16 protein-coding genes are annotated in these 15546 nt (G+C 63.5%); 5 read left to right on the plus strand and 11 right to left on the minus strand.

What is annotated here, in order from left to right; all coding sequences use genetic code 11:
* Positions 1-3: 3 nt before the first annotated feature.
* Positions 4-453 carry a (2Fe-2S)-binding protein gene (locus tag V1293_RS34560; RefSeq protein ID WP_334516109.1) on the minus strand — a complete coding sequence of 150 codons (450 nt, stop codon included), beginning with the start codon at positions 451-453 and terminating at the stop codon, positions 4-6.
* A gap of 155 nt (positions 454-608) precedes the next feature.
* Positions 609-2003 (minus strand): MFS transporter, encoded by a 1395-nt coding sequence (locus tag V1293_RS34565; protein ID WP_334516110.1) that lies wholly within the window; start codon positions 2001-2003, stop codon positions 609-611.
* A gap of 317 nt (positions 2004-2320) precedes the next feature.
* Between V1293_RS34565 and V1293_RS34570 the strand changes: the two genes are divergently transcribed.
* Genes V1293_RS34570 through V1293_RS34580 form a run of 3 tightly spaced genes read left to right on the plus strand, consistent with a single transcriptional unit; the run spans position 2321 to position 6214 of the window.
* Positions 2321-4024, plus strand: a complete 1704-nt coding sequence (locus tag V1293_RS34570) for an ABC transporter permease (RefSeq protein ID WP_334516112.1) — start codon at positions 2321-2323, stop codon at positions 4022-4024.
* Between the two features lie 23 nt (positions 4025-4047).
* Entirely contained in the window at positions 4048-5082 is a 1035-nt protein-coding gene (locus V1293_RS34575; protein ID WP_334516114.1) for an ABC transporter substrate-binding protein, read from the plus strand.
* Between the two features lie 28 nt (positions 5083-5110).
* Positions 5111-6214 (plus strand): ABC transporter ATP-binding protein, encoded by a 1104-nt coding sequence (locus V1293_RS34580; RefSeq protein WP_334516115.1) that lies wholly within the window; start codon positions 5111-5113, stop codon positions 6212-6214.
* A gap of 66 nt (positions 6215-6280) precedes the next feature.
* Here the strand turns inward: V1293_RS34580 and V1293_RS34585 are convergent, their stop codons facing one another.
* On the minus strand, positions 6281-6703 hold the full coding sequence (locus V1293_RS34585; RefSeq protein WP_442894322.1) for a MarR family winged helix-turn-helix transcriptional regulator: 423 nt from the start codon (positions 6701-6703) through the stop codon (positions 6281-6283).
* 106 nt (positions 6704-6809) lie between these two features.
* On the opposite strand from V1293_RS34585, the gene V1293_RS34590 reads away from it, so the two are divergent.
* Entirely contained in the window at positions 6810-7238 is a 429-nt protein-coding gene (locus V1293_RS34590; RefSeq protein WP_334516118.1) for a DUF1772 domain-containing protein, read from the plus strand.
* Here the strand turns inward: V1293_RS34590 and V1293_RS34595 are convergent.
* The 6 genes from V1293_RS34595 to V1293_RS34620 all read right to left on the minus strand — a co-directional run bounded on the left by V1293_RS34595 (position 7235) and on the right by V1293_RS34620 (position 12442).
* Entirely contained in the window at positions 7235-8020 is a 786-nt protein-coding gene (locus V1293_RS34595; protein ID WP_334516120.1) for an ABC transporter ATP-binding protein, read from the minus strand. The two genes, V1293_RS34590 and V1293_RS34595, sit on opposite strands and share 4 nt — an antisense overlap.
* Positions 8008-9063: a dihydrodipicolinate synthase family protein gene (locus V1293_RS34600; protein ID WP_334516121.1), complete on the minus strand. Its 1056-nt coding sequence runs from the start codon at positions 9061-9063 to the stop codon at positions 8008-8010. Before V1293_RS34600 ends, V1293_RS34595 begins: the two co-directional genes overlap by 13 nt.
* Before the next feature lie 11 nt (positions 9064-9074).
* Positions 9075-9899: a GNAT family N-acetyltransferase gene (locus V1293_RS34605; RefSeq protein ID WP_334516123.1), complete on the minus strand. Its 825-nt coding sequence runs from the start codon at positions 9897-9899 to the stop codon at positions 9075-9077.
* Positions 9886-10923 carry an NAD-dependent epimerase/dehydratase family protein gene (locus tag V1293_RS34610; protein ID WP_334516124.1) on the minus strand — a complete coding sequence of 346 codons (1038 nt, stop codon included), beginning with the start codon at positions 10921-10923 and terminating at the stop codon, positions 9886-9888. Before V1293_RS34610 ends, V1293_RS34605 begins: the two co-directional genes overlap by 14 nt.
* Positions 10924-10936: 13 nt before the next feature.
* The gene (locus V1293_RS34615; protein ID WP_334516126.1) at positions 10937-11707 is read right to left on the minus strand and encodes an ABC transporter permease; all 771 of its coding nucleotides are present in this window, start codon (positions 11705-11707) and stop codon (positions 10937-10939) included.
* 87 nt (positions 11708-11794) lie between these two features.
* Positions 11795-12442, minus strand: coding sequence for a TetR/AcrR family transcriptional regulator (locus V1293_RS34620; protein ID WP_334516128.1), 648 nt, complete (start codon positions 12440-12442; stop codon positions 11795-11797).
* 99 nt (positions 12443-12541) lie between these two features.
* Between V1293_RS34620 and V1293_RS34625 the strand changes: the two genes are divergently transcribed.
* Positions 12542-13546 carry an ABC transporter substrate-binding protein gene (locus tag V1293_RS34625; protein ID WP_334516129.1) on the plus strand — a complete coding sequence of 335 codons (1005 nt, stop codon included), beginning with the start codon at positions 12542-12544 and terminating at the stop codon, positions 13544-13546.
* 111 nt (positions 13547-13657) lie between these two features.
* Here the strand turns inward: V1293_RS34625 and V1293_RS34630 are convergent, their stop codons facing one another.
* The gene (locus V1293_RS34630) at positions 13658-14638 is read right to left on the minus strand and encodes a Bug family tripartite tricarboxylate transporter substrate binding protein (protein ID WP_334516131.1); all 981 of its coding nucleotides are present in this window, start codon (positions 14636-14638) and stop codon (positions 13658-13660) included.
* A gap of 64 nt (positions 14639-14702) precedes the next feature.
* The gene (locus tag V1293_RS34635; RefSeq protein WP_334516133.1) at positions 14703-15515 is read right to left on the minus strand and encodes an IclR family transcriptional regulator; all 813 of its coding nucleotides are present in this window, start codon (positions 15513-15515) and stop codon (positions 14703-14705) included.
* Positions 15516-15546 lie beyond the last annotated feature (31 nt).

Raw genomic sequence — 15546 nt, forward strand, 5'->3', positions numbered from 1 at the left:
CCCTCAAGCGCTCGCGGCAGCGTGGATCGCCTCGCGGACCTGCTGGAAGGTCCCGCAACGGCAGATATTGGTGATGGCCTCGTCGATGTCCTGGTCGGTCGGTTTCGGCTTCTCCTTCAGAAGCGCCGCGACCGCCATGATCATGCCGCTCTGGCAATAGCCGCATTGCGGCACGTCGTTGGCCACCCAGGCCTGCTGCACCTTGTGCAGTGCGCCGTTGCTGGCGAGTCCTTCGATCGTGGTGATCTGTTTGCCAACCGCTTCGCTGACCGTGACGCCGCAGGAGCGCATCGCGACTCCGTCGACATGCACGGTGCAGGCGCCGCATTGTGCAATGCCGCATCCGTATTTGGTGCCCGTCAGTCCGACATTCTCCCGGATTGCCCAAAGAAGCGGCGTGTCTTCTTCCACGTCCACGCTGATTGATTTGCCGTTGATTGTGAGATTTGCCATCGCGTATCCCCTGTTCGCTCAATCCACCGAGTGAGCTTCGGGCGCGATATTTGGCCGGCAACCTGGAATAGTTCAAATCAAGAAAAAGCGTGTTGGCACGCAGGAAGAAATTTGATCCGCCGGTGTTGCGGGGCATTGCGGTGACCGCATGGCAGTCATGTCCGGTCCGCCCCCACCGTCAGGCGCAGGAAACTCATCAGGCTCCCAAGCGCGGCAAATCCGGCGCCGAGCATCAGCGCCACCGTGGCGCCGTTGTGACCGGCGAGGGCAAAGCACAGGGCTGCCAACGCGGCGCCGAGGGTTTGTCCGGTCAGGCGAGCGGTCGCGACGATGCCGCTGGCGCTGCCACTGCGATGCGGTGGCGCGCTTGACATCAGCGCCCGCAAATTGGGCGTTTGAAAGAAGCCGAATCCGATGCCGCAGATCACGCTGCGCCAAACGATGTTGGCGATTCCGGGATCCGGTGGCAGCGTTGCCAGCAGCGCCATGCCGATGCCGAGCAACACCAGCCCGAGGCCGCCAAGGATGCCGACGGGATAGCGGTCGGAAAGCCGGCCTCCGATCGGCGCCATGATCGCCACGACCAGCGGCCAGGGCGTCATGAAGAAGCCGGTCTCCACCTGGGACCGGTGCAGCACGTCCTCGAAGTAGAAGGGCAGCGAGACGAACGCCAGTCCCTGCACGGCGAATGAACAGACCGACGTGGCCGCCGACAGCGCGAACATCGGCCGCCGAAACAGATCGATCGGCAACATCGGGGCGGGATGGTCCGCATCCCTGCGGGTCATGATCCAGCCGAGCAGCAATGCTGCACCAAGCGCCAGTCCGACCAGGATGGGAGGGGCCTGATGCGCCGCACTCCCTATTCCGACAATGAAGAGCCCGAGGCAGCTTGCGGTCAGCGCCGCGCTCGCAAAGTCGAATGCATGCTTTGCCCGCGGTGTTTTCGGCAAGGTCTTCAGGCCGATCCAGATTGCGATCACCCCGAAGGGGATGTTGATCGCGAACAGCCACGGCCATGTTCCGATCGCTAGGATCGCGGAGGCAATCGTCGGCCCGAACGTGAACGCCGTTCCGACCACCAGCGCGTTGTGGCCGAAGCCGCGGCCCAGCATGTGGGTCGGGTAGACGAAACGGACCAGCGCCGCGTTCACGCTCATGATGCCGCTGGCGCCCAATCCCTGCAGCGCCCGCGCCGCCGTCAGGCTGGGGAGCGACCATGCGAAGGCGCAACCGAGCGATGCCAGCGTGAACAGCAACAGGCCGCCGAGATAGATTCGCTGATGACCGACAATCTCGCCGAGCGCGCCGAGCGGCAGCAGCGTCGCAACCAGCGCGATCTGATAGATGTTGACCACCCAGACCACGTCGGCCGGGCTGACATGGAGGTCGGCGGCGATGGCGGGAAGGGCCACGTTGGCGATCGCCGTATCCAGCGAAGCCATCGCCAGCGCGGTAAAGATCGCCGCGACCGCCCAGCGCCGGAGTTCCGGGGGCAGACCGTCGATGGGCGCGGGGGCGGGCGGCTTTGCGATTGTATCCAGTGACATCAGATCGGGCTCTCCACGCCGGGGGCGGTCGCGCCCGCTGCGGCGTGTACTACGGACGCGGCGCAAGCCACAGGCACACCGCTGCATGATGCGTATGCGAAGGGACTGCGGCGCATCGGAAAAGCGCTCTCCGCGCCATATCCGCGCGCCGACTTTCGGATACCTTCCCGCCCGCCAAGCGATCGACTAGGCTTGAGGTGGACAGCGACCGCAATTCCATAAAAAGACGGTCACCGGCGAGAGGAAACGCTTTGAACGGACTGGCGAGCCGGTACAGCGAAGTCATGCGTAGCGCGGGTGAGGGCAGGCGTGGGCACGTGTGGCCCGGCTTGTGGGTCACGCTCCTGCTGGCGATCCTCGGCTTTCTGGTGATCTATCCGATCCTGATGCTGTTGCTCGGCGCGCTCACTGATACCAATCCGGTGGTCGAGGGCATCTCGCTCAGTCACCTCTCGGTCACGAACTTCCTCACCGTGCTGGCGAACCCGAATGTCGCCGAGGCGCTCGCGAACACGCTGATCGCCTGCGGCGGCGGCACCCTGATCGCGGTCGCGGTCGGGCTGCTGTTTTCCTGGATCGTCGTTCGCACCAATACGCCGTTCAAGGGCTTTATCGCTGCCGCCAGCATCCTGCCGCTATTCGCGCCGCCGCTGGTTGCGGGTGTGGCATGGGCCATCCTGGGTTCGCCGAAGACCGGCCTGATCAACACCATGTTCAAATGGATCGGGCTGGACTGGCGCGTCGATTTCTACTCGATGTGGGGATTGGTGTTCGTGTTCGGCATCTACTACGCGCCCTATGTCTACATGTTCACATCTTCGGCGCTGCGCAACATGGACCCGAGCCTGGAAGAGGCCGCGGAGATTTCTGGCGCCAGCGCGTTCGCGACACTGTTCACGGTGACGTTTCCGCTGATCATGCCGGCGATCGTCTCGGGCATGCTGCTGTCGTTCATCGTCATGCTCGGCATCTACGGCATTCCGGCGGTGCTGGGTGCGCCCACCAACCTTGCCGTGCTGACTACCTACATTTTCAAACTCACCAACTGGTCGCCGCCGCTTTACAACACGGCCGCCGCGGTTGCGATCATTCTGATGGTCGTCACGGGCCTTCTCGTGTTCCTGCAGCACAAGGTGCTGGGCGGCCGCAGCTATACTACCGTCGCCGGCAAGGCATTCCGCCCACGCAGCCTCGATCTCGGGCGCTGGCGCTGGTTCACCTTCGGCCTTGGCATCGTCTATCTCCTGGTCGTGGTGGTGCTGCCGTCGCTCGCGCTGATCGTCGCGGCATTTCGAAAATTCATGTTCATCCGCGACGTCAGCAGTCTGTTCGACGCCAGGCAGTATTCCCTGATGCATTTTCACAGCATCTTCGACAATCCGCTGACCATGCGCTCGATCTATAACTCGGTCGAGGTCGGCATCATCACCGCCATGGTCGGCGGCGCGCTCGCCTTCGCCACCGGCTACACCATTCACCGCACCCAGGTGACGGGCCGGCGCTGGATCGACGTGATCTCGACCCTGCCGGTCGCGATCCCCGGCCTCGTGGTCGGCGTCGCCTATCTCTGGGCATGGATCGGTATTCCAGGCGGGCTCTACGGCACGATCTGGATCCTGGCGCTGGCGTTCATCGCGCGCTTCATGCCGGATACGGTCAAGTCGCTGTCGACCTCGTTCCTGCAAATTCATCGCGAGCTCGAGGAAGCGGCCTGGGTCTGCGGCAAGGGCGTGCTCGGCACCATCAGGACGATCGTGCTGCCGCTGGCGCGGCCGGGCGTGATCGCCTCGATGACGCTGTTGTTCGTGCTCGCGATCCGCGAGCTCGGCTCCTCGCTGTTTCTCTATACCAGCAACACCATGGTGATGTCGGTGCTGCTGCTCGACTATTACGAAGGCGGAAACCTCGGAAAGACCGCAGCCTTCAGCCTGGTGCAGACCGTTCTGCTCGGCGTTCTCATTGGCGGCGCCAACTGGCTGTCGCGCGGCGCGGCGCAGGGCAGTGTCGCCCGAACCGGATAACAAGACGAAGGGGAGGATTGGCTATGACTGGAAGGACCTTCGGCAGTATTGCTGCAATCGCCGGCATCGCCGGTCTTGCGCTGACATGGAACGCAGCGGCGCAGGCGCAAGAATTCGGCTCGCCCGAATTGATTGCGGCGGCGAAGGCCGAGGGCAAGCTGGTCTACTACACCGCGAACTTTGCCGAGGTCGAGCAGCAGGTCATCAAGGCGTTCAACAAGCGGTTCCCTGAAATCAAAGTCGAGATGGTGCGCGCGCCGGGCGGCCAGCTCATCACCCGCGTAAAGACCGAGGCGGCGGCCGGGAAACTGATCGCCGATGTGGTCGATCATTCCGACCGCGCACTGATGCAGCCGCTGGCCGACATGTTCCAGGACTACGCGCCGCCGAACGCCGCCGACTACAATCCCGAGGCGCAGGTCGCGCCCCAGCTCTGGCCGCGTGCCACACTGGTATGGTCGATCGCCTACAACACTGAGCTCGTAAAGAATCCGCCGAAAACCTGGAAGGATCTCACCAATCCCAAATATGACAAGCTGATCGGGCAGGTGATCGGCCCGTCGGGCGGCACCACATGGACCCGGATCATGTTCGAGCGCCAGGTGCTCGGCGAGGATTACTGGGCCAAGCAGGCGGCGACCCATCCGGTCCTCTATCCTTCTGGCGCGCCAATGTCGGATTCGCTGGTGCGCGGCGAAATCGCGATGGGGCCTTTGCTCTACAACGCGATCTATCCGAAGCAGAAGGACGGCGCACCGATCCAGATTTTCTTTCCGCCGGAAGGCGCGCCGGTCAATCCCTATGCCTCCGGCATTCCGAAGACCGCCGCGCATCCCAATGCTGCAAAATTGTTTCTGAACTGGTGCCTGTCGAAAGAGGGACAGGCTTTCATGATCAAGGAACTCGGCAATCTGACGTCACTGAAGGTGCCGCCGGCCTATCCGGAAGGCTTTGATCCCAAGGTGGTCAAGGTCTGGTTCCCCAAGTTCGACGAGTATGTGAAGCTCCACGCGGCCTGGGTGGCCGAGTGGAACAAGACCTACGGCTACGGGCAATGATCATCAGATCAAGGAAACGATCGAACCGATGACGGCAACCCTCGAAGTCACCGATCTGCGCAAGCAGTTTGCGATCGGCCGTCCGGCGATCGATGGCGTCAGCTTTGCCGTGCCGGCCGGCGAGATCGTGGTCTTGCTCGGCCCTTCCGGCTGCGGCAAGACCACGACGCTGCGCTGCGTCGCCGGGCTGGAGCACCCGACATCGGGCGAGATCAGCATCGCCGGCAGGGTCGTATCGTCGCCCGACCGCGGGATCCTGGTGCCGCCGCGCCTGCGCGATCTCGGCATGGTGTTCCAGTCCTATGCGGTGTGGCCGCATATGACTGTGCGGCAGAACGTGGTCTATCCGCTCAAGCATCGAAAACTTTCGCGCAACGACGCTCGCATTAAGGTCGACGAGACGCTCGAACTGGTCGGCCTGTCGGAATATGCCGACCGGCCGGTGGTTGCCTTATCCGGCGGCCAGATGCAGCGCGTGGCGCTGGCGCGCAGCATCGTCTACCGCCCGCAATTGCTGCTGCTCGACGAGCCCCTTTCGAATCTCGACGCCAAGCTGCGCCTGCGGCTGCGCGACGATCTTCGCGTGATCCTCAAGCAGACCGGAATGACCGCGCTCTATGTCACCCATGACCAGGCCGAAGCGGTGGTGCTCGGCGACCGCATCGGCGTGATGCGCGACGGCAAGCTGCTGCAGATGGATACGCCTGACGCGATCTATAACCGTCCGGCGGATCTGTTCGTCGCCAATTTCACCGGCGCGACCAACGAGCTCCCCGGCACGCTGGTGTCACGCAACGGCGTGTTCGGCACGGTCGATTTTGGCGAGGGGCGGCGGGGCGAGGTGGCCTTGCTGCATTCGCTCGCTCCGGATGATAAGGTGCGTATTGCGCTGAGGCCAGAGAACATCTCGATCGGCCAACATGGCGGCGCCAACGTCTTCTCCGCCCGCGTCCTCGACCGCCGCTATCAGGGAACGCAGACGGCCTACGGCATCGAACTGTTCGGCCGGCGGCTGGAGGTGGTCGAACTCGGCACTGCGGCCCGGCATCAGGTGGGAGTCGAGACCCACGTCTCGCTGCCGAAGGAGAGTTGCTGGGCCTATCGCGATACCGGGCCCGTGGCGTATGAATAGCGACCGATAAGGTATTTTCGAGCGAGGAATGCCGGCGCGGCCTTGTAGCAGCAAAGCAGATGACAGCTAGATCGACTTTTCCAGTCGTTCACCCAGCGCCTTGATGATCCGGCTTGCAGCCGCGAGTTCTTCACCGTCGAGACCCTTTGCCAGGGTGTTCGCCCAGGGCGTCTGCAGCCGGCTGGCCGCCGCGTAAGCGCTTTCTCCGTGTTTGGTCAGCGCAACGAGATGGGCGCGCCGATGGTGCGGGTTGGGGCGCAGCTCGACAAGATCATCCTCCCGCATTTCGTTGACGATGCGCTGAACACCCTGGCGATTGAGTCCCATGCTTCGCGCGAGCCACGCCACCGGCTGCGGGCTTGGCGCATTGGCGATGGCGCCCAGCACCTGCCAGCGCGCGCTGGTAAGGCCGAGGTCCGAAACGAGCTGGTCGCCGGCCGCGAGCAGGCGCCCGTTGAGCCGGAACACCGCCAGAACCAGATCGGTCAAGGCCTCGCCGCGGGGCGTATGTCGTTTGGCTTGCATTTGACTATTGGTACCCAATGTGACAATATATTGTCAATCGGAAAATGTATTGTCAATCGAGGAGTGCGTTATGTTTGCAGGACAGCTTGCGACGATCGTCGCCGCGGCCTTTGCCGGGGCCGCGTTCTTCATCAGCTTCGCCGAGCAGCCGGCGCGTCTCGGCCTCGATGACAGGAGCCTTTTGAAGCAATGGAAACCGAGCTACGCGCGCGGCTTCACGATGCAGGCGAGTTGCGCGGTCATTTCAGGCGTGCTCGGTCTGTTGGCCGCATGGCTGACCCATGACTGGCGCTGGATCGTCGGCGCGGTGCTCATTCTGGCCAACTGGCCGTATACGCTGTGGGGCATCATGCCCACTAACCATTTGCTCAATGCAATCGATGAAAATGATGCCGGCCCGGACTCACGCGCGCTGATCGTGAAGTGGGGAGGGTTGCACGCGGTCCGGACCGGTCTCGGGATCGCGGCGACGCTGGCCTATCTCTGGGCGCTGAACTAGCCCGCGCTCAATCCAAGGCTCGCATAAATTCGCCGCGCATAGGCGCCGAATTCATCCGTGGTCTTGATCGGTAAGTCCCGCGGGAACGGCAGCTCGATCGGGAAATATTCGGCCATCCGCGCCGGGCCTGCGGTCAGCACGGCGCAATGCGAGGCAAGAAACACCGCTTCCTGGATGCTATGCGTTACGAACAGAATCGTCTTGCCGCTCTCGCGCCAGATTCGCAGCATTTCAAGGTTCATCTGTTCGCGGGTCAGCGCATCAAGCGCGCCAAACGGCTCGTCCATCAGGATCAGTTTTGGGTCATGAATGAAGGCGCGCGCGATCGCCGTGCGCTGCTGCATGCCGCCGGACAATTGCTGCGGATATTTGTCTTCGTAGCCGGCGAGGCCGACCAGATTGAGCAGATCGCGGGCGCGGGTCCGCGCGGCCTTCATCGGCAGGCCGACGATCTCGGCCGGCAGCAATACGTTGTCGAGGATGGTTCGCCATTTCAGCAACAGCGCCTGCTGGAACACCATGCCGATGTCGCGCGCCGGATCGAACGGTGTTTTTGAATTGCCGATTTTGATGGTGCCGCCGTCAGCCTCGTGCAGCCCGGCCAGGATCTTCAGCACGGTGGTCTTGCCGCAGCCGGAGGGGCCGACCAGCGAGACCAACTCGCCTTCCTGCACGTCCATGGTGACGTCGGAGACGGCGAGGAATTCCGTGCCCCTGGAACGATAGACCTTGCGGACGTTCTGCAGGCTGATGAAGGGTTCGTCGGCGCTCATGCCAGCCATTTCTGCAAATTGGCTCTCACGAAGGCGTCGTCGGAGAGATCGCCATGCTCGCGGCAGACGCGGTCGATCTCGCCCATCTGCCCGGGGCTGAGCCCTTCGGCGGGATCAAGACACCACAGCCCCTGCATCAACCCCTGCCGCCGCAGGATTTCATGGCAGCCGGCGATGCAGCCGTGAAAATTGTTGGCGACATCGAAGAACGCGCTGTTGCAATCGGTGACGCGAGCGTCGAGCGCCAGGAGATCGGCCGGCACGCTGTCCTTGCCGCGCGCGGCCTTGCACATCTCGAACTGTTTGATCGCGCTCGCGGTCCAGACCGACCAGTGCCCGAGCAGGCCGCCCTTGAAGTAGGCGCGGGTGGTGACGCCCTTGTCGCGCAGATCGAAGGGGAGCATCAGATCGAGCAGGATGTGATCGTCATTGCCGGTATAGAGCGCGACGCGGTCGAGCGCGCCGGCAGCCGCCACGCCGCGCAGCACGTCGAGCGTTCGGTAGCGGTTGAACGGCGCGATCTTGATGGCGATGACGTTGTCGATGGAAGCAAAGCAGCGCCAGAAATCGGCGCTGAGGATGACGCCGCCGACAGCCGGCTGCAGGTAGAAGCCGACCAGTGGAATTTCCTGCGCCACCGCCTCGCAATGCGCGATGATCTCATCCTCGGACGCCGATTTCATCGCCGCAAGGCTGAGCAGCCCCGCGTGGTAGCCGATGCCACGTGCGGTTTGCGCTTCCGCAACGGCTTGCCCGGTCGGACCGGCGAGCCCCGCGACCATCGCGACCGGCCGCCGGGTCCATGAAGCCGCGGTCTCTGCCGCCAGTTCCAGCACCGGGCGGTACAGGCCGACGTCGCGGATCGCGAATTGCGTGGTGTGCACGCCGACGGCCAGCCCTCCAGCGCCGGCGTCGAGATAATAGCGCGTTAGCGCCCGCTGATGCCTGACGTCGAGCGCACGGTTGGCGTCGAGCGCGAGCGGATGCGCCGGGAGTACCGTGCCGTCGGCGATCAGCTTGCGAATTTCGGCCTTGATCTCGCTATGATGCATGACGGCGCTTCCTATCCAAATTCCGGTCCGGCGACGGCAAACGGCAGTTGCGTGGGCGGGGCAGTCGCGGGGCCAAAGCGCATGCGCTGAAACGGCCGCTCGATGTTCCAGCCTGACTGAACAAGCCCGTTCAGAAACTCTTCCTGAGAATGGACGGCGTCGATCAGCCAGGGCCCGGTCTCGGAGCGGACGATGGCATTCACCAGCGCCAGCGCCTGATCGGCGCGATCGGCCAGCAGCGGACCGATATGACGCGCGGTGCGTCCATTGCGGACGAGGGCGGTGGCTCGATCATCAGAGACGATGCGAGAACCCGGGCGTGCGGAAAAATCCGACAGCAATGTGCTGCGGTCGAATCCCATCGCGTTACCATCGCGCGCGGCCAACGCCTCGAGGTTGCCGGCCGATAGCGGCCGTGTGGCCGTGGTGCCTTGCGGCTTCTGCAACCGCAGCCGCCGCAATTGCAGCGTCGGGATGAAGCCGAGCGGACCGTAGACGGAGGCGCCAGCCGGCGTAGCGTCCAGCCATGTCGTCAAGCCGCGCCGTGTCGCCACATCGAGGCAGGCGTCGACGAGCCTGGTCGCAATGCCGCGGCGGCGAAAGTCCGCGGTTACCAGCACCATGCTGATCCAGGCATTGCCCGCCGAGTAGGGCAGCAGCGCGGCTGATGCCACCAATCTGGCGCCGTCCCGCATGCCGAACACGATTCCCTTGCTCAGGAAGAAGCACCAGTCGGCCTCGTTCTGATTCCAGCCCGCCTCGGTCGACAGCGCCAGCCCAGCCTGCGCATCGCCAACGCCGAGCTCGACGATGTCGACAGGTTCAATAGCGGCCATCGCGCACCTCGTATTTGGTGGGCTTGCCGAGGCTCGGCATCGATCGCGACACCCAGTCGGCGGTCCAACTGATGAGCTGTTCGGCATCGACGATCGGCAGGCCGAACAGTTTCACAGCCTGCGAGGTGTCGGTGAGCCAGGCCGTCGGCTCTTCCTTGCCGACAAGCACGGGCGCGCGGCCAAAGCGTTGGCCGAATTCCGCGGCGAGATCGCGCACGGCCAGGATTTCGTGGCCGCTGACATTGATCGGCGAGGTCGGCGTATCGCAATGCGCCAGACAGCGCAGCGCCTGCGCGGACGCATCGCCCTGCCAGATGAAATTGACATGGCCGAGGCTGATGTCGATCGGCTTGCCCTGCAGCACCTTGCTGGCGATGTCGTGCAGCACGCCGTAACGCATGTCGATCGCATAGTTGAGCCGGAACAGCCGTCCGGGCGTCGAGTGCTTCTTCGAGAAATATTCGAACATGCGCTCGCGCCCGACGCAGGATTGCGCGTACTCGCCAGGCGGATTGGGCGCCATGTCTTCATCCGCGCCCTTGCTGTTGACCGGCACGAACGGATAGACGCAGCCGGTCGAGAACGCGACGATGCGCGAACCCGCGAAGGCCTGCGCGACCAAAGCAGGGACGTGCGAATTCATCGCCCAGGTCAGCGAGAGGTCGCCCTCGGCGCCGAACTTGCGGCCGGCCATGAACACGATATTTGGAGCCTTCGGCAGCGCCTTGATGGCGGCTTCGTCGAGCAGGTCGCAATTCAGCGTTTCGACGCCGCGCCCCTGCAGCCAGTCTTTCACGGCGGGATCGCTGAAGCGGGCGACGCCGATGACCCGACGATCCGGCGCAGCGGCTTTCGCGAGACCCGCCAGCGTGGGCCCCATCTTTCCGGCGACACCCAAAATCATGATGTCGCCGTCGACCTTGCGGAGGTCGTCGATCAGCGCCTGGCTCGGACGGCACAGCAGGCCGTCGAGGGCCGCGATATCGGCAATCGTTGCGGGCAGGGAGTCGCGGGTCAGCAGCATGTTTCTTCCTTTGTTACTGCAACCGGATGTCGCGAACGACAAACATCCGCTCCAGGCCAAGCACGAGCCCATACAGCGCCACGCCCAGCAGCGTCAGGAGCACCACGGCCATCACCATCGCCGGCGTATCGAGCGAGGACTGCACCTGGATCATGAGGTAACCGAGCCCGCGCTCGGAGGCGATGAACTCGCCCACGATAGCGCCGGCGACCGCCAGGATCGCGCCGACCTTCATCCCGGAAAACACGTAAGGCAGCGCGCCCGGCAACTGGATTTTCCGGAACAGCGTCCACCGCGAGCCGCGCAGCGATTTCACGAGATCGAGCAGATCGGGCTCGACCTCGCTCAACCCGCGAGCGGTCGTCAGCAGGATCGGAAAGAAGCAGATCGAAAACGCGATCAGGATGTTCGGGAAGATGCCGTAGGAGAACCAGACGATGAACAGGGGCCCAAGCGCCACCTTCGGAATCATGTTCAGCGTCACGAACAGCGGCAGCAGCAACAGGCTGATCAGCGGCGACCAGGTGAACATGACAGCCAGCATGATGCCGACCAGCGCGCCGAGGCAGAACCCGCCGAGGATTTCGGCGGCCGTCACCGCGAGATTGGAGAGCCAGGCATAGCCGGGCGTGCCCAGCGTCGCGACGGTCGCGAGCGGCGAGGGCAGGATGAACTTCGGCACCTGGAAAGCGTCGACCAATACCTGCCACAGCACGATCACGGCCAGATGCACGATCAGGATGACCGCGAAAGACCGTGCCGATCCGCCGTCACCGCTGAACACCAATACACTCCCTTCAAAGCGAGGCAGGTTCCCGCCGCGCGGCCGCAATCTATCGCGGCCCAATCCAACAATCAACCATATGGTTGATTAGGGTCGCAGCGAATGCATCACCAGATCGACGACGTGCTTGCGGCGGGCCTGCCGCGCGGCCCGGCTCGACAGGTCCTTGCCGAAGATTGCCGACAGGGTCGGCGTGTTCGAGAAATAGAAGTAGCTGAGCCCCGCGATCGAAATATAGAGGTGCACCGGGTTGATCCCTTTGCGGAATATGCCGGCCCTCACGCCCTCGCCGAGGATGGTCGAAACCAGGCTGACCAGCGGCGAATGCATCGCCTCCAGCTTGCGCGAGCCGCGCACATGGCGGGCGCCGCCGCGGTTCTCGTCGTTCAGCAGCACGATGAAGTCCGGATGCGCGGCGAGGTGGTCGAAGGAACTTTCGATCAGCTTCTTGATCGCCTGTTCGGGCGGCAATCCCTCGAGGTTGAGCTTGCGCTCCTGGGCGCGGATTTCCTCGTAGACCCATTCCAGCACCGCCAGATACAGCGCGTCCTTGTCGCCGAAGTAGTGATAGACGAGCTGCTTGTTGACGCCCGCGCGTGCGGCGATCTCGTCGACCCGGGCCCCGGCGAGGCCGCTATCGGCGAATTCGCGCCGTGCCGCCGTCAGCAGTTTCCTGCGGGTTGCGGCCGGATCGCGCCGCTGCGGCCTGGTGTCGTCAGATCGTTTTTTGGGCATTTCCAACCAAATAGTTGACAAGTCGTCTGGTCCCTTGTTGCATTGGTAGCGTCACGGGAACGCGGCGACAAGATCGGGTTGCAGAATGAGGAGGGTGCAATGAAGGCTTTGCGAATTGCGGGACTGGCGCTTGCGCTGGCCCTACCGGCTGTGCCCTGCGCCGCCGCCGAATCCGTCAACCTGATCCTGAACTGGACGCCGACGGCGGATCATTCGCCGTTCTATTACGCCAAGGCGCAAGGCTGGTACGAGAAGGCCGGCATCGACCTGACGATCGAGGTCGGCAAGGGCTCCGGCGTCTCTTCGCTGAAGGTCGGCTCCGGCGGCTCGCCGTTCGGCATCGCCGATCTCGCGACCATGCTGGTGGCCAGGAGCAAGGGCGCCGACGCGGTGGCGCTGATGAGCATCTACGCCAATACCGGGCAGACCTTCTACTGGCTGAAGAGCTACGGCGTGAACGGTCCGAAGGACTTTCCGAACCACAAGATCGGCAATCCGCCGGGCGACGCGTCGCGGGTGATGTGGCCGGCCTTTGCCAAGGCCGCCGGCATCGCGCCGGATTCAGTGAGCTTCGTCAATGTCGGCCCGACCGCCAAGATCGCGGCGCTGAAGAGCCACACCGTCGATATCATCAGCGATTTCTACAATGAGCACGATCTCAAGGTGATCGAGTTCGGGGCCGATCTCGGCTACGTCAACTGGAAGGACATCGGACTCAATCCTTACGGCAACTCGCTGATCGTCAACGGCGCCTATCTGGCGAAGAATCCGAAGCTGGTCGAGGAGTTCGTCAAGATCAGCCAGAAGGCCTACGCCGCCTGCGTCGCCGACGTTGCACCCTGCCTCAAGGCGCTGCTCGACCAGGCTTCCGGCCTCGACAAGGAAAACCAGCAGCGCCAGTGGGAACGCATCAAGTTCCTGATGACGGATGATTTCACCACGACCAAGGCGCTGGGCTGGATCGACGCCGAGCGCATGAAGAAGGACTACGAGCTGGTGCAGACCTATCTCGGCATGGAAAAGCCGTTCGAAGTGAACACGGCGTTTTCGGTCAAGATGCTGGATCCGTCGATCAAGATGGACGCCAGCAAGGTGAAGAAGTGACGCGGGGTCTCGCCTCCCGTCATGCCCGGGCTTGACCCGGGCATCCACGCCCTTGGTTCTGACTTGGAAGAACGTGGATGGCCGGGACAAGCCCGGCCATGACGGAATCAATCACTGCAGCGCCATGCCCGAGGTCGCGATCACCTTCGTCAGCTTCTCGTGATCCGCCTTCATCAGCGCGGCGAGATCCGTGAGCGGCATCGGCTTGCCCGGGATATTGGCGACCGCGAGCTGGCGCTGCACTTCCGGATTTTGCAGCGCCTTGTTGATGCCCTCATTGATCCTGCCAACGATGGCATCAGGCGTTCCCGCCTGAACATAGATGCCGTACCAGGGCACGTAGGTGGCTTCCGGAAATCCCGCTTCCGCAATCGTCGGCACGTCGGGCAGGTCGGCGACACGCTTGTCGGTCATCACGGCCAGCGGCTTCACGCTGCCGGCCTTGATGTGCGGCAATGCCAGTTCGAGCGACACGATCTCAAGATGCATCAGGTTGGTCATCAGGTCGATCAAGGCCTGCGGCTGGCCTTTGTAGCCGACATTGGTGAGCTTGATGCCGGCGGCCTGAAAAAGCTTTTGCGCGCTCAGGTCGATGGAAGAGCCGGTGCCGGGATTGCCGAAATTGAGTTCGCCCGGTCTCTTGCGCGCGATCTCGACGAATTCCTTGATGGTGCTGGCCGGCATCGATGGATGGACCAGCGCCACGCTTTGATTCCAGACGGCGAGGCCGACGCATTTGAGATCCTTCAGCGCATCCCAGCCGGCGTCCTTGTAGAGCGTCGGGTTGACCAGCGCTGCCGGGCCGGTGACCAGCCAGGTGTAACCGTCGGGTTCGCTGCGCGCCACCGCGGCAGTGCCGATATTGCTGTTGCCGCCCGGCCTTGCCTCGACAATCACCGTCTGTTTCCAGTCACGGCCGACCTGTTCAGTCACGGCGCGGGCGACGATGTCGACAATGCCGCCGGCGGGGTAGGGCACGATGATGCGGATCGGGCGGTTCGGGTAATTGCCCTGCGCCTGTGCGGCATCGGTGAGCAGCATGGCCACGCCAAAACCCACGGCGAAGCCCAGCACGGTTTTGATCCGGCTCATTCTTCCCTCCCCATATGTTGCGCATCGTTCGAGTGATGCGCTTTTACCCCTCTCTCGGGGGTATTCAGTCGTTGGCCACCAGCGAGCGGATGCTGCGCGCCAGGCCCAGCATGCGCGGCCCGCATTCACGCTCGATCTGTTCGGCGTTGAAACGAAACGAGGGAATGCCACAGTTGACCGAAAGGCAGTCGCCCGACGGCGTGCGGTACAGCGGCGCGGCGACGCCAAAAATCTCGCGCCGCCATTCGCCGAGCGAAATCGCAAAGCCGCGCTCCTTGCAAAGCTCGACGTCGGGCAGCGTCCGTGCCTGTACATAGTCGGCTTCTTCCGGACGCTCGGCCTTCACGCTCGCCACATAGGCGTCGAGCTCTTCCTTAGTGAACAGCGACAGCAGCGCGCGGCCGACGGCGGTCGGCGCCAATGAACTCGCAAAGCCGACATCCGGCAGATGCGTTACGGCGTCGGTGGTGCGCAGCGTCTCGACATAGATGAAGTCGAGCCCGAACGGCATCGCGATGGAAACCGTGCCGCCGGTGTAGGCGGCAAAATCGCGCATCAGGGGACGCGCGAGTTGCCGGACTTTTAGCGCCGACAGCACCGGATAGGCGGCGGCCAGAATGCCGAGCCCGAGCTGGAATCGTCCCTTGGCGTCGCGCTTGAGATAGCCGAGTTGCGCCAGCGTGTAGGTCAGCCGCGACACCGTCGGCCGCGACAGGCCGGTATGCAGCGCGAGCTCGGCATTCGACAGCGAGCCGCTGCGGTTGCGGAAAGCCACAAGCACGTCGAGCCCATGCGCCAGCGTCGTGGCGAAGGACGGATCGGCCTGCTCCTCCGCCGCTCGGGACTTAGGGGGATCGATGCTGGAAATCGCTGCCATGAACCGAAATTGGTCACGGTTCCCAAATGCT

It is taken from the genome of Bradyrhizobium sp. AZCC 1693 (genome assembly GCF_036924745.1).
GTDB lineage: Bacteria > Pseudomonadota > Alphaproteobacteria > Rhizobiales > Xanthobacteraceae > Bradyrhizobium.